At 62.5% G+C, this 24,728-nt stretch carries 19 protein-coding genes and 3 pseudogenes; 8 read left to right on the forward strand and 14 right to left on the reverse strand.

The features are described 5' to 3' along the window. Nucleotides 1-17: 17 nt before the first annotated feature. The 4 genes from dctP to BLV09_RS00155 form a co-directional block, all read right to left on the reverse strand. The gene (dctP, locus tag BLV09_RS00140) at nucleotides 18-1,025 is read right to left on the reverse strand and encodes a TRAP transporter substrate-binding protein (RefSeq protein WP_146685868.1); all 1,008 of its coding nucleotides are present in this window, start codon (nucleotides 1,023-1,025) and stop codon (nucleotides 18-20) included. A 56-nt stretch (nucleotides 1,026-1,081) separates the two neighbouring features. Further along, nucleotides 1,082-2,092, reverse strand: coding sequence for a TRAP transporter substrate-binding protein (locus BLV09_RS00145; RefSeq protein ID WP_146685869.1), 1,011 nt, complete (start codon nucleotides 2,090-2,092; stop codon nucleotides 1,082-1,084). Nucleotides 2,093-2,133: 41 nt separating this feature from the next. Continuing rightward, on the reverse strand, nucleotides 2,134-4,038 hold the full coding sequence (locus BLV09_RS00150; protein ID WP_167558575.1) for a TRAP transporter large permease: 1,905 nt from the start codon (nucleotides 4,036-4,038) through the stop codon (nucleotides 2,134-2,136). 124 nt (nucleotides 4,039-4,162) lie between these two features. Beyond that, complete coding sequence (locus tag BLV09_RS00155) at nucleotides 4,163-4,906, reverse strand: GntR family transcriptional regulator (RefSeq protein ID WP_146685871.1); 744 nt, start codon at nucleotides 4,904-4,906, stop codon at nucleotides 4,163-4,165. 117 nt (nucleotides 4,907-5,023) lie between these two features. Between BLV09_RS00155 and BLV09_RS00160 the strand changes: the two genes are divergently transcribed. Then, on the forward strand, nucleotides 5,024-5,830 hold the full coding sequence (locus tag BLV09_RS00160; RefSeq protein ID WP_146685872.1) for an SDR family NAD(P)-dependent oxidoreductase: 807 nt from the start codon (nucleotides 5,024-5,026) through the stop codon (nucleotides 5,828-5,830). Nucleotides 5,831-5,851: 21 nt separating this feature from the next. Here BLV09_RS00160 and BLV09_RS00165 read toward each other — a convergent pair whose 3' ends face one another. Genes BLV09_RS00165 through BLV09_RS00180 form a run of 4 tightly spaced genes read right to left on the reverse strand, consistent with a single transcriptional unit; the run spans nucleotide 5,852 to nucleotide 10,158 of the window. Further along, a complete protein-coding gene (locus BLV09_RS00165) occupies nucleotides 5,852-6,559 on the reverse strand; it encodes a molybdate ABC transporter substrate-binding protein (RefSeq protein ID WP_146685873.1) in 708 nt (235 codons plus the stop codon). Next, complete coding sequence (locus BLV09_RS00170; RefSeq protein ID WP_146685874.1) at nucleotides 6,556-8,697, reverse strand: xanthine dehydrogenase family protein molybdopterin-binding subunit; 2,142 nt, start codon at nucleotides 8,695-8,697, stop codon at nucleotides 6,556-6,558. Before BLV09_RS00170 ends, BLV09_RS00165 begins: the two co-directional genes overlap by 4 nt. Next, nucleotides 8,694-9,164 carry a (2Fe-2S)-binding protein gene (locus tag BLV09_RS00175; protein WP_146685875.1) on the reverse strand — a complete coding sequence of 157 codons (471 nt, stop codon included), beginning with the start codon at nucleotides 9,162-9,164 and terminating at the stop codon, nucleotides 8,694-8,696. The genes BLV09_RS00170 and BLV09_RS00175 overlap by 4 nt, the downstream gene beginning before the upstream one ends. Before the next feature lie 13 nt (nucleotides 9,165-9,177). Beyond that, nucleotides 9,178-10,158, reverse strand: coding sequence for a tripartite tricarboxylate transporter substrate binding protein (locus tag BLV09_RS00180; RefSeq protein ID WP_146685876.1), 981 nt, complete (start codon nucleotides 10,156-10,158; stop codon nucleotides 9,178-9,180). A gap of 182 nt (nucleotides 10,159-10,340) precedes the next feature. Here BLV09_RS00180 and BLV09_RS00185 point away from each other — a divergent pair, with 182 nt between their 5' ends. The 5 genes from BLV09_RS00185 (at nucleotide 10,341) to BLV09_RS00205 (ending at nucleotide 16,880) form a co-directional block, all read left to right on the forward strand. Further along, a complete protein-coding gene (locus tag BLV09_RS00185; protein WP_167558576.1) occupies nucleotides 10,341-11,408 on the forward strand; it encodes an ABC transporter substrate-binding protein in 1,068 nt (355 codons plus the stop codon). A gap of 19 nt (nucleotides 11,409-11,427) precedes the next feature. Then, nucleotides 11,428-12,801 (forward strand): MmgE/PrpD family protein, encoded by a 1,374-nt coding sequence (locus BLV09_RS00190; protein ID WP_146685877.1) that lies wholly within the window; start codon nucleotides 11,428-11,430, stop codon nucleotides 12,799-12,801. A 125-nt stretch (nucleotides 12,802-12,926) separates the two neighbouring features. Next, nucleotides 12,927-13,682 carry a 3-oxoacyl-ACP reductase family protein gene (locus BLV09_RS00195; RefSeq protein WP_146685878.1) on the forward strand — a complete coding sequence of 252 codons (756 nt, stop codon included), beginning with the start codon at nucleotides 12,927-12,929 and terminating at the stop codon, nucleotides 13,680-13,682. A 229-nt stretch (nucleotides 13,683-13,911) separates the two neighbouring features. Further along, nucleotides 13,912-16,023 carry a molybdopterin-containing oxidoreductase family protein gene (locus BLV09_RS00200; protein WP_146685879.1) on the forward strand — a complete coding sequence of 704 codons (2,112 nt, stop codon included), beginning with the start codon at nucleotides 13,912-13,914 and terminating at the stop codon, nucleotides 16,021-16,023. A 74-nt stretch (nucleotides 16,024-16,097) separates the two neighbouring features. After that, complete coding sequence (locus BLV09_RS00205; protein WP_146685880.1) at nucleotides 16,098-16,880, forward strand: enoyl-CoA hydratase/isomerase family protein; 783 nt, start codon at nucleotides 16,098-16,100, stop codon at nucleotides 16,878-16,880. Between the two features lie 155 nt (nucleotides 16,881-17,035). Here BLV09_RS00205 and BLV09_RS38680 read toward each other — a convergent pair. The 5 genes and pseudogenes from BLV09_RS38680 to BLV09_RS00220 all read right to left on the reverse strand — a co-directional run. Continuing rightward, nucleotides 17,036-17,224 (reverse strand): annotated as a pseudogene (locus BLV09_RS38680) (integrase core domain-containing protein); the annotation flags it as partial. Then, a pseudogene (locus tag BLV09_RS38685) lies at nucleotides 17,203-17,284 on the reverse strand (integrase core domain-containing protein); the annotation flags it as partial. The pseudogenes BLV09_RS38685 and BLV09_RS38680, both read right to left, overlap by 22 nt. A gap of 24 nt (nucleotides 17,285-17,308) precedes the next feature. Further along, a pseudogene (locus tag BLV09_RS00210) lies at nucleotides 17,309-18,025 on the reverse strand (helix-turn-helix domain-containing protein); the annotation flags it as partial. Between the two features lie 87 nt (nucleotides 18,026-18,112). After that, nucleotides 18,113-18,541 (reverse strand): GlcG/HbpS family heme-binding protein, encoded by a 429-nt coding sequence (locus BLV09_RS00215; protein ID WP_146685882.1) that lies wholly within the window; start codon nucleotides 18,539-18,541, stop codon nucleotides 18,113-18,115. Beyond that, a complete protein-coding gene (locus tag BLV09_RS00220; RefSeq protein ID WP_146690929.1) occupies nucleotides 18,534-21,545 on the reverse strand; it encodes an FAD-binding and (Fe-S)-binding domain-containing protein in 3,012 nt (1,003 codons plus the stop codon). The genes BLV09_RS00215 and BLV09_RS00220 overlap by 8 nt, the downstream gene beginning before the upstream one ends. Nucleotides 21,546-21,716: 171 nt before the next feature. On the opposite strand from BLV09_RS00220, the gene BLV09_RS00225 reads away from it, so the two are divergent. Further along, nucleotides 21,717-22,922 (forward strand): pyridoxal-phosphate-dependent aminotransferase family protein, encoded by a 1,206-nt coding sequence (locus BLV09_RS00225; RefSeq protein WP_146685883.1) that lies wholly within the window; start codon nucleotides 21,717-21,719, stop codon nucleotides 22,920-22,922. A gap of 54 nt (nucleotides 22,923-22,976) precedes the next feature. Continuing rightward, nucleotides 22,977-23,774 (forward strand): enoyl-CoA hydratase/isomerase family protein, encoded by a 798-nt coding sequence (locus BLV09_RS00230; protein WP_146685884.1) that lies wholly within the window; start codon nucleotides 22,977-22,979, stop codon nucleotides 23,772-23,774. A gap of 233 nt (nucleotides 23,775-24,007) precedes the next feature. Here BLV09_RS00230 and plsY read toward each other — a convergent pair whose 3' ends face one another. Continuing rightward, nucleotides 24,008-24,685, reverse strand: a complete 678-nt coding sequence (gene plsY, locus BLV09_RS00235) for a glycerol-3-phosphate 1-O-acyltransferase PlsY (RefSeq protein WP_146685885.1) — start codon at nucleotides 24,683-24,685, stop codon at nucleotides 24,008-24,010. Nucleotides 24,686-24,728: the final 43 nt, after the last annotated feature.

Raw genomic sequence — 24,728 nt, forward strand, 5'->3', positions numbered from 1 at the left:
GAGTGCGCGCAAAACTTCTATGCGATGGCGTTGATGCGGTTGATCATGTCCTGATATTTCGGGCCATATTTGTCCCACACCGGTTTGACCGCGTCCTGGAACGGCTTCTTGTCGGCGATCTCGGTGATCTGGCAGCCCGCCGCTTTCGCCTTCTCCATCGCCTGCTGCTCATACTTGTTCCAGAATTCGCGCTCCTCGAGCTGCGCTTCGCGGGCGAACTTCTTGATCAGGCTTTGGTCGTCCGCCGAGAGCGTGGCCCATGTCCTCTTGGAAAACATCAGCACTTCCGGAATGATCAGGTGCTCGGTGAGGGAGAGATATTTCGCCGCGGTATAATGATTGCTGAAGACATAGCTCGGTGGATTGTTCTCGGCCCCATCGATCACGCCGGTCTGCAACGCGCTGAAGACCTGGTCGTAGCCCATCGCAACCCCGTTGCCGCCGAGCGCATTCATCATGTCGATGAAAATCGGGTTGCCGATAACGCGGAATTTCAGGCCCTTGATGTCTTCGATCGATTTGATCGGCTTCTTGGTGTTGTAGAGGCTGCGCGCGCCAGCATCCATCCAGCACAGCGCAACCAGTTGGGCATTGGCATTGGCCGTGATCTTGTCGAGCAGCTCCTGGCCGATCGGCCCGTCCATCATCTTTTCGGCATGCGCCACGTTCCTGAACAGGAATGGCATGTTGACGACGTTGATCTCGTCGACGATCGGGCCGACGGCTCCGGCGCTGACGCGCAGGAGCTGAACGGCGCCGATCTGGGTCTGTTCGATGGTCTCTTTCTCTCCCCCGAGCTGCATCGACGGATACATCCGGACCGAGAGCCGCCCGTTGGTCGCCGCCTCGAGCTTCTTGCCCAGGTTCTCCGCCGCCGCCACGGTCGGATAGCCGGGAGGCTGAACGTCGGAGGCCTTGAACACCATTTTGGTCTGCGCGGCGGCCGGTGCTGGCGGCGTCAGGCCCGTCGCCAGGCCGGCCGCCCCAAGACCCGCGCTCAATCTGATAAAATCACGGCGTTTCATGAGAAGCCTCACCAAAGCGCTATTATTTTATTTTCCCGGCCGGACGCGCCGCAGAACTATCCTTTATGAGCGCTGTGATAGTTGTCGACGATCTCGCGGAATTTCTTGACGTTGTCCGCGCCCGCATAGTCCGCGATGCGCTTGTACGCCGGCTCCATCTTGGCGCGGAACGCCGCGAGATCGGGGCGGGTGACCTGCATCCCGGCTTTTTGCAGCTTGTCGATCTGGTCGGTCTCGGCATCGGCGATCAGCTTGCGCATCAACTCGCCGGAGCTTCTGCTTTCTTCGTGGAAGATCGCCTGTTGTTCCGGGGTCAGGCGCTTCCAGCTGTTGACGCCAATGGTGTGGATCATGTTGTTGTAGACATGCTGGGTCAGCGCCAAGTGCTTCTGCACCTCGGCGATCTTGTTGAAATAGATCACCGCGATCGGGTTTTCTTCGCCGTCGACCACCTTTTGCGAGAGCGCCAGATAGAGTTCGGGGAAGGCGATGGCCGTCACGACGGCGCCGAGCGCTTCCATCGAGGCCTGAATTTGCAGCTCGGGCGGCGTGCGGATCTTCAGGCCCTTCATGTCATCGGGCTCATTGATCGGGCGGACGCTGTTGGTGACGTTGCGGAAGCCGTATTCCCAGTTTCGCAGCAGCACAAAGCCCTGCTTTTCCGCCAGCGGCGCCAGCCATTCCATCGCCGGACCGTCGAGGATCGGGAAGGCGTCTTCGCGCCCATTGAAAATGAAGGGCAGTTCGATGGTGGCGAATGCCTTGTCATACTTGTCGAGCTGTCCCTGCGTCGGCAGGCCCATATCGATGGTGCCGAGCTTGATCTGCTGGGCCTGTTCCGGCGGCCCACCCAACTGATTGTTGGGGAAGATCGCGATCTTGATGGCGCCATCGGTGCGTTTTTCGACCTGGCTGGCGAATTGCTTGGCGGCGATGTTGGCCGGATGGCCTTCTTCGGCGAAGTGAGCAAAGCGCATGGTGATGGTTGCCGCGCGCGCGATATAGGGCGCGGCGATGGTCAGTCCGGCGGCGCCGACGCTGGTCTTCAGGAAATCTCTGCGATCCATTGGTATCCTCCTGTCGTTTTTGATCCGCATTGCCTGCGGAATTATCCGTTGAAACCGAAATAATGCGGCAGAGCGAGCGTGAACCACGGCACGGCGGCCACGATCAGCAATCCCGCGATGAGCATGATGAGATAGGGCAGCATGGCGCGGGATGCCGTCTCGATGTCGCAGCGCATCACAGCGCAGCAGACATAGAATCCCACACCGGCAAACGGCATGAAGCCGCCGATGCCCATGGCAATGATCAGCACCAGCGCATAATGCAGTTCGCTCAGGCCGAGTTTTCCGGCGATTGGAATCAACAGCGGCGCAAGCACGTTGAGCGACGGCAATCCTTCAAGCAGCACGCCGACCAGGATGAGCAGGACGATCGAGCAGAGCATGAAGATGGTCTGGCTGTCGCCGACCGATTGCAGCAACGTCACCAGCCGCTGCGGAAGATAGGCGACCGTGAGCGTCCAGGAGAAACTCGATGCTGCCGCAAAAATGAAAAGCAGAACGCCGGTAAGGGCCGCCGTGTCGATCGCAATACGAATGAACCCGTTCAGGCTCATTTCGCGATAGACCAGTGTCGACAGCAGCAGGCCGTAGACGACCGCAAGTGCTGCGATCTCGGTCGGCGTCGCGATCCCGAGCAGGATGCCCGCGAGCAGGCTGCCTGGCATCAAGAGCGGCAGGATCGCGCCCAACCCTGCGCGGGCCATGACCGCGCCACTGGCGCGCGGCGTGCGGGGCGCTCCGCTGGCGCGGGCACGCACATAGATCAAGACCATCAGGCAGACTGCCATCACCGCAGCCGGTATCAGGCCGCCGATAAACATCGCGCCGACAGACACGCTGGTGATCGAGCCGACGATCAGCATGGCGATGCTCGGCGGTACGGTCTCGCCCATCACGGCAGCGGCGGCGAGCACGGCCGCGCCTTCAGCCGCGCCATGGCGTTCGCGCAGTTCGTCGCGCATCACAGTGCCGACCGCGGCGACGTCGGCGGGTTTCGAGCCTGACAATCCCGATACCAGATACATGCTGGCGACGGTGACCTGAAGCAAGCCGCCCTGCATGTGGCCGACCAGCGCGTGAATGAAGCGCACCAGGCGGATGCTGATGCCGCCACGCTCCATCACCAGCCCCGCGAGGATGAAGAAGGGCACGGCGAGCAGAATGAAGTTGCCGGTGCCGTTGACCATGGTCTGCGGCAGCACCACCAGCGATGCCGTTCCGGTTCCCCACAGATAGATCGCAGTCGACAGCAGCAGCACGAAGCCAACGGGAACGCCGGCCAGGATCGCGACAAAGAACAGGCCGAGCGCCGCGATGATCGCGGCATCGTCGCCAAGCCACGGCAGCCAGATATCGCGCGTCAAGGCGGCCACCGCGATGGTCACCGCGAACGCGGCGCCGACGCCGAGCGCCATCATGCCGTGTTCGCGCCGGAGATTGACCGCGGCATAGAGCATCAGCAGCACCATGCCGATCGGCAGCGGCAGCGCAATCAGCGCGGCCGGCATCTGGAAGATCGGCGTGTATTCGCCCCAGCTTGAACTTAAGAATTCGATCGAGACGTAACCGGTGATCCCGGCGACGAACAGCACGACGACGTCAGCGAGCGCCAGGCATCCGCGTTCGCCGCGTGAAGGGAGCCGGCTGAGAATGACGCGGACGAAGGCGTGATCGCGCCGCCGGTAGGCGACCGCGCCGCCGATAAACGCCAGGATCGACAGCGCCAGCCGGGCGATCTCGTCGGTCCACAGGAAGGAGCGGGCGAAATAGACACGTGCGGCAACGTTCGCCAGCACCAGCACGAGCTCACCCAACAGCGCCGCGACTATCACCGCTTCGGCCGCGAGATCGACGTAGCGTAGCGGCGTGATTTCCCGCCGGGCGGGCGATCCCACCGCGCCGGAAAGTGCGATCGGTTCTCCGGCGTTCGACAATGCGACATCCATGGCGCTACCGCGCATCACGTCGCAACTGGACGAAAATTCAACAGGCCGTTCATATCATCACCTCCCGATTGCGCGTTGTTTTTTGGTCGCGCTTCTTTATCTGTTTGTTTTGTTGGCTTTGCTTTCAGTTCGCCTCGTCGAAAAACTCCGGATTGATGCTTTGCGTGGCGCAGATATCGCCAAGCAACCGGTCGAGGTGGTTGCCCATCGCGAGACTCGCTGCCGCCGGATCATGCGCCTCGATCGCGGTCAGGATGGCCTCATGCTCCCTGATCACTTGGGCGATCCGTCCGGTTTGCGGCAGCGTCAGGCGCCGGTAGCGGTCGACATTGACTTTCACCTGCTGGATCAGTCTCCAAATTCCGGGATATCTCGCGACCTCTGCGATGGTTGCGTGGAACATTTCATCCGCCTGATGAAAGGCATCGCCATCCCCAGCGGCGTCAGCCTCACGCTGGCGTTCCAGGATCGAGCGCAGGGCCAGGATCTGGCTCGACGTCGCGCGCTCCGCCGCGAGCCGCGCCGTGGTTTCCTCCAGCGCCTTGCGGATGATGATGGTTTCCGGCAACGCCGCAATCGGAATGCGCGAAACGATCATGCCCGACTGCGGGAATATCTCCAGCAGACCTTCGTCTGAGAGTTTCAGGATGGCTTCGCGAACCGGCGTACGGCTGACGCCGTAGGAGAGGGCGATCTCCGCCTCGGAGACGGCTTCGCCGGGACGGCGCCGCAGCGACACGAGCTCGGTGCGAAGGTCGGAATAGATCCTCGACGCGGCGGTTTCGCCACGCGGCCGGCCGCTGCGGCGAACGCCCGACGCCGCCGGATGGCCCGATGTTTCCGTCTTTTTCGTCGCACGCGCCGGCATTGGTTTGCCTTGCCAATTAATATATTAGTATATGAACTGATCTGGACAAAGATCAAGCGGATTGCTCGCCTCATTGCGGGAGACGTTTCGCTTCTGTGCACAAAAGGAACTTCAGTCGTGACCGACTATCGCAAACTCTTCGATCTCACCGGCAAGACCGCAGTGGTGCTTGGCGCAGCTTCCGGCATCGGAAAATCATCGGCCGAAGCGCTGGCGTCGCTCGGCGCAAGCGTATTGTGCGCCGATATGGCGGCCGAAGGCGCGGAAGCCACCGCCGCCGGCATCCGCAACAATGGCGGCGCGGCGGAAGCGACCACGTGCGACGCGGCTGACGCAGCCGATGTCACCGCGCTTGCGGCGAAAGCGTTGCAGAAATTTTCGCGCGTGGATATCGCGGTCACGACGCCTGGACTCAACATCCGCAAAACCATCCTCGATTACACCGAGGAAGACCTCGACCGCGTCATCAACCTCAACATCAAGGGCACGGTGTGGTTCTTTCAGGCCTTCGGCCGCATCATGACCAGCCAGAAGGGCGGCAGCCTGATCGCGTGTTCCTCCGTGCGCGCCGTCACCATCGAGCCGGGACTTGCGGTCTATGGCTCAACCAAGGCTGCGATCGGCCTGCTGGTGAAGGGGTTTGCCTCCGAAGTCGGCCGTTTCGGCGTCCGCGTCAACGCGATCGCGCCGAGCATCGCCGAGACGGCGCTGACCGGACCGTTCAAGCAGCGGCCCGATATCTATAATCTCTACGCGGCGCATACGGTGCTGAACCGCTGGGCCAGCGCCGACGAAGTCGCAACCGCCGTCGCCTATCTCGCTTCCGACGCCGCAAGCTATGTCAGCGGCAGCACCTTGTTCGTCGACGGCGGCTGGACCGGCATTGACGGCCCGCCGACCGGCCTGACGCAATTGGCCAAGTAAGCCCGCGGAATCCGTACGCCGCTATCTCGCACCGCTGAGAAAGCCTGCGCGGGTGCGTGCCTCCTGCTGATCGGCTCCGATCAACAGATCGATCAGCGCTTGCGCCTGCCGGGTGTTCGCGGCCTGCGTGGTCACGCCTGCCGTGTACATCGTCGCGAGGTCGCAGCCTCGCGGCAGCGACCCCGACAGCGTCACGCCCTCCGTGCTGATGATTTCCGTCGATTGCGTGCAGCCAAGCGGTTTTGCAGCGTCGGACGCCGCGAGATGGCGCATGGCAGTGGCGCCATTGGGAAAGATTTTCAGCCGGGCGGCGACCTCGTCGGCAATGCCGAGCTGGCCCAGCACTTTCGCGACATGAATGCCGGCGGTTGAGGCCTTGGTGTCCGGCACAAAGATCGCATCGGAAGCGAGGAAGGCCGCACGCAGCGTTGCGGCGTCGGTCACCTCGACCTTGGGATCGCGGCCGCGAACGGCGAGTGCAGTCTCAACCAAGCCGACATCCGAGATCGAGGAGGGGACGACGAGCTTCTCCTCCGCCAGTCTGGCGACGAGCGCCGCCGTCAGAATAACGATGTCGGTGGGCATGCCGTTGCGCAGCTTGTCGGCCATGGCGCCGACCGCGCCGAACTCGCCTGCGATGTCGAGGCTGGTCATCGCCTTGAATTTTGGTGCGAGGCTTCCGACCAGTCCCTGGGCTGCGCCGCCGCTGAGGATGTTAAGGGCGCTCATGAGGTCATTTCCATCGCCGCGATCAGACTATCGCGCGTGATCGGCAGATTGCGCACCCGCACCTCCAGCGCATCGAATACGGCGTTGGCGATCGCGGCGGTGACCGGGCCGTGGGCGGCTTCGCCTGCGCCGAGCGGCTCCAGTTCCGGCCGCGGGATGATCTCGACTTGCACGTCCGGTACCTCGCTGAAACGCAGAATGGGATAATTGGTCCAAGTGTTGCTGGTGATGCGTTCTCTGTCAAAACGAACGCGTTCTTTCAACACCCAACTTGTCGCCTGGATCGCGCCACCCTCGATCTGGTTGATCACGCCGTCGGGATTGATGACTTCGCCGACGTCGACCGCGATCGTCAACCGGTTCACCCTGATATCTTCAGCGCCCTCGATCTCGGCGACGACAGCGCAATAGGCGCCGGTGTTCTTGTAGCGCGCAAAGCCGAGGCCATGACCGATGCCGGCCTGTCTAGCTGGCTTCCAGTTGGCTCGAGCAGCCGCAGCACGGATCACATCCCTTGCCCTTGGATCCCGCAAGTGACGCAGCCGGAAATCGACCGGATCCTCGCCGCGCGCGCTGGCCAGTTCGTCGAGGAACGACTCGATCGCGAAGACATTGCCGTGGGCGCCAAGCGTCCGCAGCGCCGACGTCCGTATCGGCATGGTCAGCAGGCGATGGCACTCGATCTGCTGCGACGGAAAATCATAGAGCGGTATCGAGTTGCGATCCGCGCCGCCGCCATTGGCCTGCGGCGGGTTGGTCGAGATATAGCGCGGAAACGGATTGGATATTTCGGTGGCCGCGAGCAGTGCAGGCTGGCTCGCGCGCCCCGGCCGCGCGGTGTGACCATTGCTCCAGACGCTGTGACGCCATTCAACGATTTCACCTTTGGCATCGAGATCGGCCTCGATCTCGATCGCCATCGCCGCGCCAAACGGCGCGTGCGACATCTCGTCGGCGCGCGACCATTGCACGCGGACCGGGCGGCCATCGGCTGCTTTCGCCAGCAGAACCGCATCGAGCGCGACATCGTCGGCAGCGTTATGCCCGTAGCAGCCGGCGCCTTCCATGTGCTCGACGGTGATATTCTCGAGCGGCAATTTGAGAACCAGCGCAAGATCGCTGCGCAGAAAATAGACGCCCTGGCTGTGGGTCCAGACCCGCACGCGATCGCCGGTCCACTGCGCCATGGCGCAGGACGGCGCGATCGATCCGTGCGCAATATAGGGGCGGGTATATTGCCGCCGGATCGTGCGGGTCTTTCCGGCCCTTTGGGATGCCGTCTTTTTATCGATCACCACCGACTCGACCGGCTGGGCTTTCAGCCATTCGGCGAGGCCATCTTCGTCGGGCAGCGTCTCGCCTGACGACCACGAGGCTCCCTTGCTCAGAGCGCGAAGCGCGGCTTCGGCGCCTTCTTCGGTTTCGCTGACCAATGCCAGGAAATTTCCGTCGCGGACGATGGCGACGAGGCCCGAAACCGCGCGCGCGCCGTCCTCGCGCAGTTCGACGAGATTCGCGCCCGACAATTCCGCCCGCAATACGCGGCCGTGCAGCATCCCGGGCAGTGCGGAATCGTGAATGAACCGCGGATGCGCAAAAACCTTGTCGGGAAGGTCCACCCGCGGCACGGAGTTGCCGGCAAGCGCGCGTTGCGCCGGCGATTTGGCTGTCACGTCAGGAGTTGCCTGCCGATCCAGCGAAACCTCACTGGCGAGTTCCCAATAGCTGGTCTGTGCATTGCCGGGACCCGACATGGTGCCGTCTTTGAGGTCGAGCGCATCGATATCGACGCCCAGCCGATCCGACGCCGCTGTCAGAAAGATCCGCCGGATTTCGGCGCAGACGTGGCGTAGCGCGCGCCCCGAATGCTGCACTGAAAGACTGCCCGACGTGACGCCCTCATTGGGGCTGCCGGCCGTCGACGCGCGGATCATCTGCACGCGGGTGATATCGACGTCGAGTTCGTCGGCGGCGATCTGCGCCAGCGCCGTCACGATGCCTTGCCCGATCTCGACCTTTCCCGGCGAGACGATCACCTGGCCTTCGGGCGAGAAGCGCACCCATGACGATAGCTTTGGATTCGCCGCCAGGCTGACCGGCAACTTCGCCACAGGCGGGGAGGGCGAGGGCTCGGTCATCGCGCGGCCATCTCGTTGGCCGCGCGCAGCACCGCCCTAACAATTCGATTGTGCGATCCGCAGCGGCACAGGTTGCGATCCAGTGCTGCCTTCACGTCGGCGCTATCAGGGGAGGGGTTTCGCTTCAAGAGCGCGGCGGCGCTCATCAGGATGCCGGGAATGCAATAGCCGCATTGCATGGCCTGCTCGGCGATGAAGGCGCGCTGCAGCGGATGCGGCGCCTGCTCACTGCCTAAACCCTCGATCGTGGTGACGTCCTTGTCCGCAACCGACCACAGCGGCGTGTCGCAGGAGGCGACGGCATGATCACCGATGATGACGTTGCAGGCGCCGCATTCGTTGGCGCCGCACCCAAAATGCGGACCGATCATGCCGAGCCGCCCGCGCAACACCGACAGCAGCGACAGATCGGGATCGGCATCGACTTCGGTCTCGACGCCATTGAGGCGGAATCGAATGCCGGACATCAGGGACCGTGCTCTATTGCGGCTTGTCAGCGAAACGCTTGACGACGTCAGCCCACTTTACAATATCGCCGCGCAGATATTTGTCGAACTCTTCCGGCGTCATCGACATCGGAAGCGCGCCCTGTTCGGCCCAGAGCTTGACCACGTCCGGCCGCTTGACTACGGCATTGACCGCGGCATTGAGCTTGTCGATGATCGGCTTCGGCGTCCCGGCCGGCGCCATCAGGCCGAGCCAGATGGTTGCCTCATAGCCGGGAACGCCGGCTTCGGTAACGGTCGGTACATCCGGCAGCACGTCGGAGCGCATCTTGCCTGTCGTGGCGAGCGCGCGCACCTGGCCGGCGCTGACGTTGGGCGCCATGGTCGTCACTGCGTCGATCATCATCTGCACCTGTCCGCCGATGACGCCGCTGCGCGCATCGCCGCTGTTGCGGTAGGGAACATGCACGACATCGATACCCGCCATGGTCTTAAACAGCTCGCCGGCCATGTGATAGGGCGTGCCCTGGCCGGATGAGGCGAAGTTCAGCTTGCCCGGCTGCGATTTGGCGAGAGCGATGAATTCCTGCAGCGTCTTGGCCTGAACTTGCGGGTTCACGACAATCACAAGATCGGAATAATTGATCGGTGCGATCGGCACCAGATCGCGCATCAATTCATATTTGCGTTGCGGCACCAGCGATTCATTCGCCGTCTGGGTGTTCGACATCATCAGCAGCGTGTAGCCGTCCGGAGCCGACTTGACGGCCTCGACCGTGCCGATCACGCCGCCCGCACCGGTGTGGTTTTCGACCACGAAGGGCTGGCCGAAACTGGCCTGCAGGCTGTTGCCGATCAGGCGGGCCGTGACGTCAGCGGGTCCTCCCGCGCCGAAGGGAACGATGATCCTGACCGGGCGCGTCGGATAATCCTGCGCCCGGCACGGCGCCGCAAGCAGGGCCGGGGCGGCGAGCAATGTTGCCGCAAGCGCCAGCGCAAACCTTGGGCCCCTCATCTCAATCTCTCCCGGTTTCAATTTTATTTTGCAGCGCACAGATCGCTGGTTCTGTTGTGCTGTCAAGTCTAGCCGCTTCAGCGACGAGCTGTCGACGATAGACTCCGATCCCGCTGTAGGAATAAAAGATAACTTCCGGGGTACCTGATTTCGCACGAAGAGATGCGGGGCGGAATGAGCCGATGAATAATCCGAGGATATCTCGTCGCAACGTGCTCATGGGCTCAGGTGCATGGCTCGCGGGTGCTGCGTTCTCGACCCGCGTGATGGCGGATGCGCCGCCGGCCGAACCGGTTACGCCCGATCTGATTGCGGCTGCAAAGAAAGAAGGCCAGGTCATCTATTATACGTCGACCGATCTGCCGGTTGCCGAGAAACTGGCGAAGGCGTTCGAGACGAAATACGACGGCATCGCCGTGCGCGTCGAACGCACCGGGGCGGAGCGGGTGTTCCAGCGCATCGGCCAGGAATATTCCAGCAACATTCACGCGGTCGATGTGGTGAATTCATCCGATGCGGCGCATTTCATCGTCTGGAAGCGCGATGGCATCCTGGCGCCCTACGTGCCGGAAGATGTCGCGAAGTTCTATCCACCCGAGCACAGGGACGCCGACGGCCAGTTCGCGAGCTGGCGCGTCTGGCTTAGCATCATCGCCTACAACACCAACCTGGTGAAAGCGGATGAAGCGCCGAAGAGCTTCGTTGATCTGCTTGATCCGAAATGGAAGGGCAAGATCGTCAAGGCGCATCCCGGTTACAGCGGCACGATCATGACCGCGACCTATCAGATGCAGCGCGATCTCGGCTGGAGCTATTTCGAGCAACTCGCCAAACAGAACGTCATGCAGGTGCAGTCCTCGGCCGATCCGCCGAAGAAACTCGATCTCGGCGAGCGCGCGGTCATGGCCGACGGCAATGAATACAACATTTTGCAGATGAAAGAGGCGGGCCGTCCGGTCGAGCCTGTATATGCCAGCGAAGGATCGCCGCTGATCATCGGCCCCAACGGCATCTTCAAGGGCTCGCCCAATCCGAACGCGGCCAAGCTGTTCCAGTCGTTCTGCTTCAGCCGCGACGCGCAACAGCTCATCATCGATGTCGGCGGCCTGCGCTCGGTGCACCCGCAAGCCCGGGAGAAACCGGGGCGCAAGCCGTTCAAGGATATCAAGACCATGAAAGACGACGCGGCCGCGGTGGAAAAAGAAGGCGACGCCATCAAGGCGCGCTACAGCAAGATCTTTCACGTCTGACCCCGAACATCGAGCCATCATGACAGCCGAGTTACCAAAGACATCCGTTGCCGAAACGCTTGCCCGTAAAATCGTGGCACTCAAGGCAGGTGGCCTGCCGGCGGCGACCACGCGCAAATGCGAGGATCTCCTGATCGACGTGGTTGGATTGTGCGTCACCGCGCGCAACGAGGATTACATCAAAAGCGCGCTGGCGGGCTGCGACGATGACGGTCCGTGCACTGCGATCGGTCATACACGGAGGCTCACGGCTTCCGGTGCAGCCTTCGTCAACGGGACCGCGGCGCACGGCGAGGATTTTGACGACACCTTCGAGGGCGGCCCGGTGCATGCCGGCGCGGTGATCGTGCCCGCGGTGCTGGCCGCGTGCGAGCGTCACAATCCCGATGGCCGCATGGCGCTGGTCGGCATCGCCGTCGGCACCGAGGTTCTTTGCCGGCTGAGCCTGGTGGTGCCCAAAGCCGTCCACAAGGCAGGTTTTCATCCTACCGCGATCTTCGGCGCCATGGGCGCTGCCGCAGGTGTCGGCGCCGCGCTCGGCCTCGACGCCAAACAGATCGTGGACGCGCTCGGCATCGCCGGCAGCATGGCGGGCGGCATCATCGAATATCTCGCCGAGGGCGCCTGGACCAAGCGGCTGCATGCGGGATGGGCGGCGCAGTCAGGACTTCGGGCAGCGCTGCTGGCACGAGGTGGCTTCGTCGGTCCGCGCACGGTGTTTGAGGGCGTGCATGGGTTGTTCCACGGTTTCGCGCACACGACCCAAGGCGACTACGACGCGCTGACAGGTGACTTCGGCACCCGCTGGGTGACGGACACGCTGGCGTTCAAGCCCTATCCCTGCGGGACCATGGCGCAGCCCTATATCGATTGTGCAAGAAGACTGGCCGCGCGCGGTATTAAACCAGAAGACGTCGCCGAGATCGTCTGCGAGGTCGCGGAAGGGACCGTGCACCGGCTGTGGGAGCCGCTCGCTGACAAGCAACGTCCGCGTAACGGTTATGCCGCCAAGTTCGCGGTGCCGTATCTGCTGGCGACCGGCTTTGTGCATGGCGGCGTCGGATTAGGCGCATTCACGGAAGCGGCGATCAGCGATATCAGCGTGCTCGCGCTTGCTGCAAAAGTGAAATTCGTCATCGATCCCGATAATCCCTATCCGAACAACTATACCGGCCACATCAAGGCGACGATGAAGGATGGCAGCGTGATCGAGGAACGGCAGCCTTATCTGCGCGGCGGCGCGCAGGAGCCGCTGCCCCGGCAGGACGTGACCGACAAGTTCGTGCTCAACGCGGAGCATGGCGGCTGGAGCAACGCCCAGAGCGATGCAACGTTAGAGCTGCTGGCGGGGTTGTATCGGAGCCGGATCAATCTATCGTCGTTGCGCCAGTAACCGCCGCCGTCATGCCCCGCGAGAGCGGGGCATCCAGTAATCGGTGAACTATCGGATCAATTGCGGACGTCGGTGTTTACTGGGTCGCCCGCTTTCGCGGACGATGACGAACCGGGGAGTGGGGCATGACCACCAAGGAACTCAGCGGCAAGGTCGCGATCGTCACCGGCGCCGGACGCAATATCGGCCGGGCGATCGCGCTGGCGCTGGCCGACGGCGGTGCATCTGTTGTGGTCAACGTGCGCAGCAATCGCACCGAAGCGGAGGCCGTCACGCGCGAGATCGAGGCCGCCGGCGGCAAGGCGCTGGTCCATGTCGGCGATGTCACCGACGCTGCGGCCGTACAGGCGATGGCGGACGCCGCCACAAAGCATTTCGGCCGTATCGACATCCTCGTCAACAACGCTGCGCTGCGGCGGGAGAAGCCGTTTTCCGAGATGAGCTATGCCGAGTGGCGCGAAATCATGGATGTCATCCTCGATGGCACGTTTCATTGCGTGAAGGCCTGCCTTCCGGCACTGAGGCAATCCGGCGCGGGCGCCATCGTCAATATCGGGGGGCTGAGCGCGCACATCGGTGCGAAAGACCGCGCCCATGTGGTGACGGCAAAGGCGGGGATTATCGGCCTTACCCGCGCGCTGGCCCATGACCTCGCTTCCGACGGCATTACCGTGAATTGCGTGGTTCCCGGGCTGATCGGTACGCCGCGCCCGAAGGACAAGCCGGAACCGGCCCATCATCTGACCCATCAGACCATCACGGGCGAACGTGGCAGGCCGGAGGATGTCGCGGCAACCGTTCGTTTCCTGTGCGGCCCTGGCGCGCGCTACATCAACGGACAGGCTATCCACGCCAATGGCGGGGCTTATCTCGGCGCTTAGAGCATGATCCGGACCCGAAGGGCCGCGTCAGCGCAGAGTGGGAACCGGTTCTCCGTCGCGAGACAAACGCCAAGCGTTTGCGCGGAGATCATGCCCAAATAAAGAGATGCGATTATGATCCGAATTCGATCGGATCGTGATCCAGTGCGTGGCTTGTAAGCGGTTTTACGGATGCATTGCCGGATAAATACGCTTAGCTGCAGCGGAATTTGATGTTATCAATTCTGTCATGAACCAGCACGCCAAGATCGAGATCCGGCATTCCACCTGTCCGCATGATTGCCCGTCGGCCTGCGCCCTCGACATCGAGGTGATCGACAATTCCACCATCGGCCGCGTCCGCGGTTCCAAGCAACAGACCTACACGGCCGGCGTGGTCTGCGCTAAGGTCGCGCGCTATGCTGAGCGCATCCATCATCCCGACCGGCTGACCTATCCGCAGTTCCGCACCGGCCCGAAGGGATCGGGCAAGTTCGGGCGGATCTCGTGGGACGACGCGCTGGACGAGATCGCGGCGCGCTTCGATCGGGCCGAGCGCGAGTTCGGCGCCGAATCGGTATGGCCCTATTATTATGCCGGCACCATGGGCCTCGTGATGCGCGACGGCATCAACCGCCTCGCCCATGTGAAAAAATATTCGCGCTTCTACTCAACGATCTGCTCGACCATCGCGCGGGTAGGCTTTGCTGCCGGCACCGGCAAGGTTGCCGGCGTCGATCCGCGCGAGATGGGCGTCTCCGACCTGATCGTGATCTGGGGCACCAATCCCGTGAACACCCAGGTCAATGTGATGACGCACGCTTCGCGCGCCCGCAAGGAGCGCGGCGCGAAGATTGCGGCGGTCGATGTCTACAACAACGACACCATGAAGCAGGCCGATATCAAGATCCTGCTGCGGCCGGGCACCGACGGCGCGTTCGCCTGCGGCGTCATGCATGTGCTGTTCCGCGAAGGCTATGCCGATCGCGACTATCTCGCGCGCTACACCGATTGTCCTGCCGAGCTCGAGGCGCATTTGGCGACCCGCACGCCGGAATGGGCGTCGTCGATCTCGGGCGTGCCGGTGGAGGAGATCGAGGCGTTCGCCCGCGCCGTCGGCCAGACCAAGCGGTCATTCTTTCGGCTCGGTTACGGTTTCACCCGCAGCCGCAATGGTGCAGCGCAGATGCACGCGGCGCTGTGCATTCCGGCCGTTACTGGCGCCTGGCAATATGAAGGCGGCGGCGCCTTCTTCAACAATCTTGCGATCTGGAAATTCAACGAGTCGATCATCGAGGGCCATGACGCGATCGATCGCACGACGCGGATCCTCGACCAGTCGAAGATCGGGCGGATCCTGACCGGCGACCCGGTGGCGTTGAACGGCGGCCCGCCGGTCAAGGCGATGCTGATCCAGAACACCAATCCGATGACGGTGGCGCCGGAGCAGGCGCTGGTGCGTCAGGGATTTGCGCGCCAGGACCTGTTCATGGTGGTGCATGAGCAGTTCATGACCGAGACCGCGCAGATGGCGGACCTTGTTCTGCCGGCGACGATGTTCATGGAGCACGACGATCTCTATTACGGCGGCGGCCATCAGCACATTTCGGTCGGCGCCAAGCTGATCGAGCCGCCCGGCGAATGCCGTTCCAATCATCAGGTGCTGCAAGGTCTGGCCCGCCGCCTCAACGCCGTGCACCCCGGCTTCGAGATGTCACCGCGCCAATTGATCGACGCGACGCTGAAGAAGAGCGGCCATGGCAACATCGATGCGCTGCAGGCCGATCTGTGGCGCGATCTGCAGCCGGACTTCCGGACTTCGCATTATCTCGACGGCTTCGCGCACGCGGACAAGAAATTCCACTTCAAGGCCGATTGGGCCCATGTGCCGCTCAGCAATGCCGGCATGATGGGGGCGTGGGACCAGATGCCCTCGCTACCCGACCACTGGACGGCGATCGAGGAGGCGGATGAAGCGCATCCGTTCCGGCTCGCGACCAGTCCCTCGCGCAGCTTCCTCAACACCAGTTTTAATGAAACGCCGTCCTCGCAGGCGCGCGAAGGCGTGCCGACCGTAATGATCCATCCTGACGATGCGGCCTCGCTCGGGATTGCCGATGGCGATGCCGTCACGCTCGGCAACATGCGTGGCGAGACCTCACTGACCGCGAAAGTATTCGACGGCGTGCGCCGTGGCGTGCTGATCGCGGAATCGGTGCACCCGAACAAGTCCCATATCGGCGGCCGCGGCATCAACATGCTGACCGGAGCCGAGGCCGTCGCCCCCGTTGGCGGCGCGGCATTCCACGACAACAAGGTCTGGGTGAAGCGGGCTGTGCCTGCCGCGTTTCCGACGCCTTAAATCTTCCGGTTTCCCCTTTTCGGGATCATGACCTAATGTTCGCCCGCGAATAAATAACGCGAGCGAGCAGGGACATGGCTGAAAACAGTAGCGTGATACTTGAGAAGCGCGGGCAGGCGTTCTGGATCACCATCAACCGGCCCGAGAAGCGCAACGCGCTGAACGGCGAGGTGATCGCCGGCATCAACAAAGGCTATCGCGACGCCCATGACGACAGGGATGTCCGCGTCATCGTGCTGACCGGGGCAGGCGACAAGGCGTTCTGCGCCGGCGCCGATCTGCAGAATACTGGCGGCGCGTTCGCCGCGGATTTCTCCAAGCCCAACGTGGATTATGCCGATCTGCTGCGGCTGTCGCAAAATGCCACCAAGCCGGCGATCGCGCGCGTCGGCGGCGTCTGCGTGGCCGGTGGCATGGGCCTGTTGTGCATGACGGATATGGCGGTCGCAGCCGATCACGTGATCTTTGGGCTGCCCGAAGTCAAGGTCGGCGTGTTCCCGATGCAGGTGATGGCCCTGTTGCAGGAGATCGCGCCGCGGCGTCTCGTCAACGAATGGGCGCTGACTGGCGAACCCTTTGATGCCCGCATCGCGCAAACAGCCGGGCTTTTGAACTATGTGGTGCCGGCGGCAGAACTCGACGCCAAGGTCGATTGGCTGATCGGCCGGATCGTCGACAAGTCCCCGACCGCGATCCGGCGTGGCAAATACGCCATGCGCGCGATCGCCTCGATGTCGTTCGACGAAAGTATCGCCTACACCGAAAGCCAGATCGCGCTGCTGGCGATGACCGAAGACGCCAAGGAAGGCCTCAAGGCGTTTGCCGAAAAGCGCAAACCGTCCTGGCCGGGGAAGTGAGCGCCAGACATTGATATTTTGTTTTGTAGCCGTCATTGCGAGCCAACGGGTCGGCGCAAGCGCCGCCCGATGACAGGCTCCGCGAAGCAATCCAAATATCTGTCCAGAGAAAGACTGGATTGCTTCGTCGCTTCGCTCCTCGCAATTGTGCAAGTTCAGTAATTCGCTGATTGAACGGGTTTGGTTTTGGCCGAAGCGAAGTCCTTTGGTGTCTTGCCGCCGAGGGCCTGATGGGGCCTATGGTTGTTGTAATAGATCAGATACTCGAAGAGTTCATTGGCGAAGTGATCGAGGTTGTCGAAGGTGGCGCCGTCGATGACGTCGTCGTCGAGGGTGCGCCAGAATCGTTCGATCTTGCCGTTGGTCTGCGGCCGGTATGGTCTTGTGTAGCGATGCCTGATGCCGAGTTCGAGGAGCATGGCTTCGAAGGGATGCTCTTCACGGTTGTTGCGGGATGCGAACTCGGCGCCGTTGTCGGACATGATTTCGGCGAAGACGAGCCCGTAGGTGACGTTGAGGGTGTTGATCATTTTCAGCGTCTTGAACATAACTGGCAACGCCTTCTTGGAGGTGATGACCTCGGCCCAGGCCAGGCGTGAGCGGCTATCGATCAGGCTGACCACATAGGCCGTGGCAGGGGGTGGCGCGAGGAACATGTCGCGCGGCAGTTGATGCAAATCGACGTGGCCCAGCTCTCCGAGCTTGTCCTTGATAATACGGCGTTTCTCCTCGCGCATCGCCGGCGTGCGGCGGTTCAGATGATAGCGTTTCAGAACCCGGTAAATGGTCGAGGGGGAGGGTAGCGTGTCGCGCCGCTCGCGCAAGGCGGCATGGATCTCATAGCGGTTCATCCCCCGCTGGCGGCAGACGACGATCTCGGCCTCGATGCCCTCCGGTTCACGCCGTTCCCGCCACTTCGGCCCACGACGCCGCGGCAACAGGTCGGCCTCCGCGCCGCTCTGCAGATAGCGGTTGTAATACTTCCGGAAGGTCTGCGAGCAGGTTCCGTGATGACGGTAGAAATCCCCGACCCGGCGGAACGTTGCCGACCGGCCAGCCTTAACCGCCTCATATTCCGGGATCAGAAACCGCCATTTCTGAAGATAATTCCGTTCAATCGTCCGGTCGTAGCTGTTGTCGCGCATCGAATCCTCCCATGGAGAGATTCAATCAGCGAATTACTGAACTTGCACAGCAATGACGATGGTAATCGTCGGGAATGATGAAAGCGACTACCCCGGATTAGCCTTCAAACCGGCGGCCTCGATGCCCGCGATCGCGCAGATCTCGTCATTATCAGATGTGTCGCCGCTGACGCCGACCGCGCCGAGCAGAACGCCGCCGTCCTGAATCAGCACGCCGCCGGGCACCGGTATCAGCCGGCCTTGCGCCATCGTATTCACCGCGCTGACGAAGAAAGCCTGCTCCTGCGCGCGCTGGAACAGCGCCCGCGATCCCATGCCCATGGCGAGCGCGCCGTAGGCCTTGCCGTGGGCGATCTCGGCGCGCATCAGGCTGGTGCCGTCCTGCGCCGCGGTGACTTTCACGCAGCCGCGGGCATCGAGAACGGTGATGACAAGGGGCTTCAGTTTTTTCTCGACGCCTTTGGCAAGCGCGGCATCGAGGATCTTGCGGGCAACGTCGAGGGTCAGTTCAGCCATGGAGTGGTTCCTTTGCGATGGGAGAGGGAGTTGGGTTGGATCGTGCGCGCTCGAGGCTCATCGCCAGCACGCGCGCGACATGAAGGGCACTACGCTCAGTGCCGTCCTTAATCTGATGCCGGCAGGAAGTCCCGTCGGCGACGATCAGCGTCGCGTCATCCGCGCGCCGCACCGCCGGCAGCAGCGACAGTTCGGCCATGTCGATCGATGTCTGATAGGTTTCGGCGCCATAGCCGAACGCGCCGGCCATGCCGCAACAACTGGACTGGATGGTTTCGACATTCAAATCAGGCACCAGCCGCAGGATCTGTTCCACCGGCTTGAACGCGCCGAAGGATTTCTGGTGACAATGGCCGTGCACCAGCGCTTTCCCGGCGATCGGGCCGAGCGGCAACTGCAACCGGCCGGCTTCGGCCTCGCGCACCAGGAATTCCTCGAACAACAATGCGTGGGCGCTGATGCTTTTGGCGGTGGCGTCGGAGCGCAGCGAGAGCAATTCGTCACGCAGCGTCAGCAGGCAGCTCGGCTCAAGACCCACGATCGGCACACCGCGCGCGGCAAATGGCGCGTAGGTCGCGACCAACCGATCAAGCTCGGTGCGCGCGTGGTCAACCAGCCCTGCCGAGAGGAACGTCCGCCCGCAGCACAGCGGCCTGCCGTTGTCGGCGGGCTTTGGAATGTGGACGCGGTATCCGCCTTCCACCAGCACGCGCAGCGCGGCGTCGAGATTTTCGCGTTCGTAAGCGCGATTGAATGTGTCAGCGAACAGCACGACCTCGCGGCCTTCGGCGGGCCCGACGGTTTCGGCGTCGGAGCTGAAGACATCGCGCCGGAACGCCGGCAGAGCACGTTGCGCGCTGATGCCGGCAAATTTTTGAAACAGCTTTCGCAGCAACGGGCTGTTATTGCGCCAATTGGCGAGCGGGGCGAAGCGCGATGCGAGAGCTGCATAGCGCGGGAGATAACCCACCAGCCGGTCCCGCAGCGAAAGCCCGTGCCTGGCTGCCCGCGCCGCCAGAACCTCGATCTTCATCTTGGCCATGTCGATGCCAACAGGGCATTCATGGCGGCAGGCCTTGCAGGACACGCAAAGTTTCAATGTGTCCATCATCTCGTCGGAGGACAACGCGTCCGGTCCCAACTGGCCTGAGATCGCAAGCCGCAAGGTATTGGCGCGACCCCGCGTGACATCTTTCTCGTTACGGGTGGCGCGATAGGACGGACACATCACGCCGCCTTCGAGCTTGCGGCAGGCGCCGTTGTTGTTGCACATCTCGACCGCGCCCTGAAAACCGCCGCCGGCGCCGGGATAGGCCGACCAGTCGAGCACGGTCTTCAGTTCGGGCACGCGATAATCCGGCGGATACCGAAACAGCGTGCGATCGTCCATTTTGGGCGCATCGACGATCTTGCCGGGATTGAGCACATTATCAGGGTCGAAGCGGTGCTTGATTTCCCTGAAGTCGGCGATGATGCGCGCGCCGAACATGGTCTCGTGGAATTCCGATCGCACCAGGCCGTCGCCATGCTCGCCGGAATGCGATCCCTTGTACTCGCGCACCATCTCGAAGGTTTCCTCGGCGATGGCGCGCATCGCCTTGACGTCCTTTTCGAGCTTCAGGTTCAGCACCGGCCGCACGTGCAGGCAGCCTTCGGAGGCGTGCGCATACATGGTGCCGCGGGTGCCGTGCCTGGCGAAGATGGCGTTGAGCCGCTCGGTGTAATCGGCGAGATGCGGCAGCGGCACCGCGCAGTCCTCGACGAACGAGACCGGCTTGCCCTCTTGCTTCATCGACATCATGACGTTGAGGCCGGCGGCGCGAAAGTCGGCGATGCCGGTCTGCAAGCCGGGATCGGTGATCTCGACCACGCCGCCCCATTTGCGCTGTTCGCGATCCCAGCCGAAGCCGAGATCGGCCATCAGTTCGCCGAGCTGCTTCAATCGCCTGACGTTCTCAGCCTGATCTTCTTCCGCGAATTCGACGATCAGCACCGCATCGGGATCGCCGCGTATCGAAGCGCCGATGATCGGCTGGAACATCGCGATCTCGCGGCCGAGCGCCAGCATGGTGCGGTCGACCAGTTCCACCGCGATCGGGCGAAGTTTGACCAGATGCTGGGCCGCGTCCATCGCCTGGTAGAAGCTGCCGAAATGGCAGATGCCGAGCACCTTGTTGCGGATGACGGGCCATAGCTTCAGCTCGACCTTGGTGGTGAAGGCAAGTGTGCCCTCCGAGCCGACTAGAAGGTGCGCCATGTTGTTCGCCGCATTGCGCGGCACCAGCGCATCGAGATTGTAGCCGCCGACGCGGCGTTGCACCTTCGGGAATTTCTCGGCGATCTCGTGGGCCTCGCGCTGCCCGAGCGCGAGCATGTCGCCAAACAGATCCCGGCCCTCATCGCTCGAATTGAGTTGCGTGAGATCGCGCGACACCTCGCCGAAATGCAGCAAGGCACCGTCGGCAAGGGCGGCATCCATCGACAGCGTGTTATCGCGCATGGTGCCGTAGCGCAGGGATCGGCCGCCGCAGGAATTATTGCCGGCCATGCCGCCGATGGTGGCGCGCGAGGCGGTGGAGACGTCAACTGGAAACCACAGGCCGTGCGGCCTGAGCTGCCGGTTGAGGTCGTCGAGCACGATGCCCGGCTCGACCACGCAGGTCCGGTTTTCGACGTCCAGCGTCAGAACACGATTGAGATGCTTGGAGAGGTCGATGACGATCCCGTCATTGACGGTCTGGCCGCATTGCGAGGTGCCGCCGCCGCGCGGGGTGACGATTCGCCCGTCGTCGCGGGCAATGGCCAGCGCCCGCAGCGCCTCGTCCACGGTCCTGGGCACCACCACGCCGGCCGGCATGATCTGGTAGAACGAGGCGTCGGTCGCATAGCGGCCCCGGTTGAACCGGTCGAACAAAACCTCGCCGGTGATCTCGCGCGCCAGACGGCCGGCTAGAGCACTGTTTTCAGCCGAATTTTTCGATTTTTCGGCCTCTGTTATAGCCATCGGTTCGATCTCGTCCTGTCCCGTCAGTCTCTTGCCCGGCGGGGTCCGGCTTGGCAAGCCGAAGCCCTGCTTCTTGCGCATTGACGGGCCCCGCCGGGCGAGGGACAAGCCTGCCAAATAGTGATATTCGAGCGGCTCGCAAAATCTAGGCAATACCGGGAAGGACGCCCTATGACCGTGCACTCTGGAAGGCATTTTCTGCAGATTCCGGGACCGACCAACGTGCCGGACCGGGTGCTGCGGGCCATGGACATGCCGACCATGGACCACCGCGGTCCCGAGTTCGCCGAGATTGGCCATGCGGTGCTGGCGGCGATGCAGCGCGTCTTCCGCACCAAGCAGCCGGTGATCATCTACCCGTCGTCGGGAACCGGCGCCTGGGAAGCCGCCATCGTCAACACGCTGGCGCCCGGCGACAAGGTGCTGATGGCCGAGACCGGTCAGTTTGCGGTGCTGTGGCACGGCATCGCCGAGAAGTTCAAGCTCGACGTCGACTTCCTGCCGGGTGACTGGCGCCATGGCGCCGACCTGGAGCAGATCGAAGCGCGGCTGTCAGCCGATCGCCACCACAAGATCAAGGCGGTGATGATTGTTCACAACGAGACGTCGACCGCCTGCGTCACCCATCCGCTCGAAGTCCGCAATATCCTGGACCGGGTCAAGCATCCGGCGCTGCTGATGGTCGATACCATTTCCGGCCTTGGTTCGCTCGAATACGAACACGACGCCTGGGGCATCGACGTGTCCGTGGCCGGCTCGCAAAAAGGACTGATGCTGCCGCCGGGCCTCGGCTTTAACGCGGTATCGGAAAAGGCGCTCGCCGTCGCCAGGGCCAACCCGGCGATGCGGTCCTATTGGGACTGGCAGGAAGTCATTGCCATCAACAAGGCCGGCACCTGGCCCTATACGCCGGCGACCAATCTGCTGTTCGGGTTGAAAGAGGCCGTTGCGATGCTCGAGGAAGAGGGGCTCGAGAACGTCTTCACCCGGCACAAGCGCCATAGTGCTGCGACGCGCGCGGCGGTGAAGGCGTGGGGATTGGAAACGCAATGCCAGGAGCAGGGCGCGCATTCGCCGGCGCTGACCGCGGTCGTGATGCCGGAAGGCCATGATGCGGATAATTTCCGCAAGGTCGTGCTTGAGAATTTCGACATGTCGCTCGGCACCGGCCTCAACAAGATCAAGGGCAAGGTCTTCCGCATCGGCCATATCGGCCACTTCAACGATCTGATGCTGATGGGAACGCTGGCCGGTGTCGAGATGGGTCTCGATCTCGCCAAGGTGCCGCATCGCAGCGGCGGCGTCGCGGCCGCGATGGAAGTCCTGAAAAGACGCGACGTGGTGTCGATGGCGAAATCGAAAGCCGCCGTCGCCTGAGCGCAAGTTTCGAGTCCTTGATAACAGTCCGTACGACAACAGAAAGAGCGTGCCATGAACGCCCCGGTACAAGCGAATGAAGACCTGATCTATGTTGTCGAAGACGGCATCGCCCGGTTGACATTCAATCGCCCGCAAGCCCGCAATGCGCTGACCTTTGCGATGTATGAGCAGATGGCTTCGATCTGCGAAGCCATCAACGCCGACCACTCGATCAAGGCGCTGATCCTGACCGGGACCGGTGAAAAGGCGTTCGCTTCGGGTACCGATATCTCGCAATTCCGCGCCTTCAAGACCGCGCAGGATGCGCTCGATTACGAGGCGCGGATCGATCGCGTGCTGGGCACGCTGGAAACCTGCCGGGTGCCGACGATCGCGGCGATCGCGGGCGCCTGCACCGGCGGCGGTGCGGGCATCGCGGCCTGCTGCGATATCCGGATCGGCACCGCGGCGACCCGGATCGGCTTTCCGATCGCGCGCACGCTCGGCAATTGCCTGTCGATGTCCAATGTCAGCCGGCTGGTCTCGCTGATCGGGCCGGCGCGCACCAAGGACTTGATCTTCAAGGCGCGGCTGGTCGAAGCCCCGGAGGCGCTGGCGCTCGGCCTGCTCAACGAAGTGGTGCCTGACGTCGCAACGTTGCAGCAGCGCGCCGACGAGACCGCGAAGCTGGTGGCGAGCCATGCGCCAATCACGCTCGAAGTCACCAAGGAAGCGGTGCGCCGCATCCGCCGCACGCTGTCCCGCGAAGAGGGCGAGGATCTGATCCTGCGCGCCTATATGAGCGAGGATTTCCGCGAAGGCATGGATGCCTTCCTCAACAAGCGCGCGCCGAATTTCAAAGGCAAATAGGCGCATCCCCGCGCCCGGCCCCATGCGAAAGTCATGAGCCGCAGGCGATGCGGCTTGCTTGAACCGGTCACCGATACCTCACACAGCCGCTCGGCGACGACCGCTTCCTCGCCCGCGTCGAGCGACTTACCGGAGGCGATCTGAAACCCGGCAAGCGCGGGCCGAAGCCGTCCGAACATGTGCACTTAGCGCCGAAAGAGACTGAGACCTCGACAGTCCAAGAATGCACGGCACTAAATTTGCGATTCCATTCTCGGTTGTGGTCCCAGTCGTGGCTCTGTCCCGGCAAGTAGCCGCTGAATGTTGGCACGATGGCGCATAATCACGTAAATACCACCTGCAATCACCAGTAATCGATAGGGCAACGGTTGCTCCAAGCCGCAGACGAGGGCGATCGCAGTCAGCGCCGCTAATATCGAGCTAAGAGAAACAATACGAAAAATAGCCAACACAACGCCAAAAGCGGTTGCAGCCCCCAAACCTACTGGCCAGGACATCGCCAGCAAGACGCCTAGCCCCGTCGCAGCGGATTTGCCACCTGTAAAATTCAACCAAATCGAACGGCTATGCCCCAACAACGCGGCAAGTCCGGCCAAGCAAACAGCCCAAGGTATGCAGGTCTGCAGATCAAGCGCTGTCGGTGGCGTGACGGACGGCAATGTATAGAACCAAGCATAAAACCAGCGGGCGAAGACGATTGCCCCGACACCTTTCAACACATCTACCAGGAGCACCACCAGCGCAGGCCATTTCCCCAGGGTGCGTAATACGTTCGTTGCCCCGGTGGATTTGGAGCCATGCTCTCGAATATCTATGCCCTTAAGGACCCTCCCTGCCAGATAGCCTGTGGGCGTAGAACCGAAGAGATAAGCGATTGCCAATCCAATCAGACTCGCTATCCAGAAAACCATAGGATTCACCTCAACGCTCTAATATCAGGCAATCCTCATGTGG

Origin of the sequence: Bradyrhizobium canariense (assembly GCF_900105125.1) — a bacterium.
GTDB lineage: Bacteria > Pseudomonadota > Alphaproteobacteria > Rhizobiales > Xanthobacteraceae > Bradyrhizobium > Bradyrhizobium canariense_A.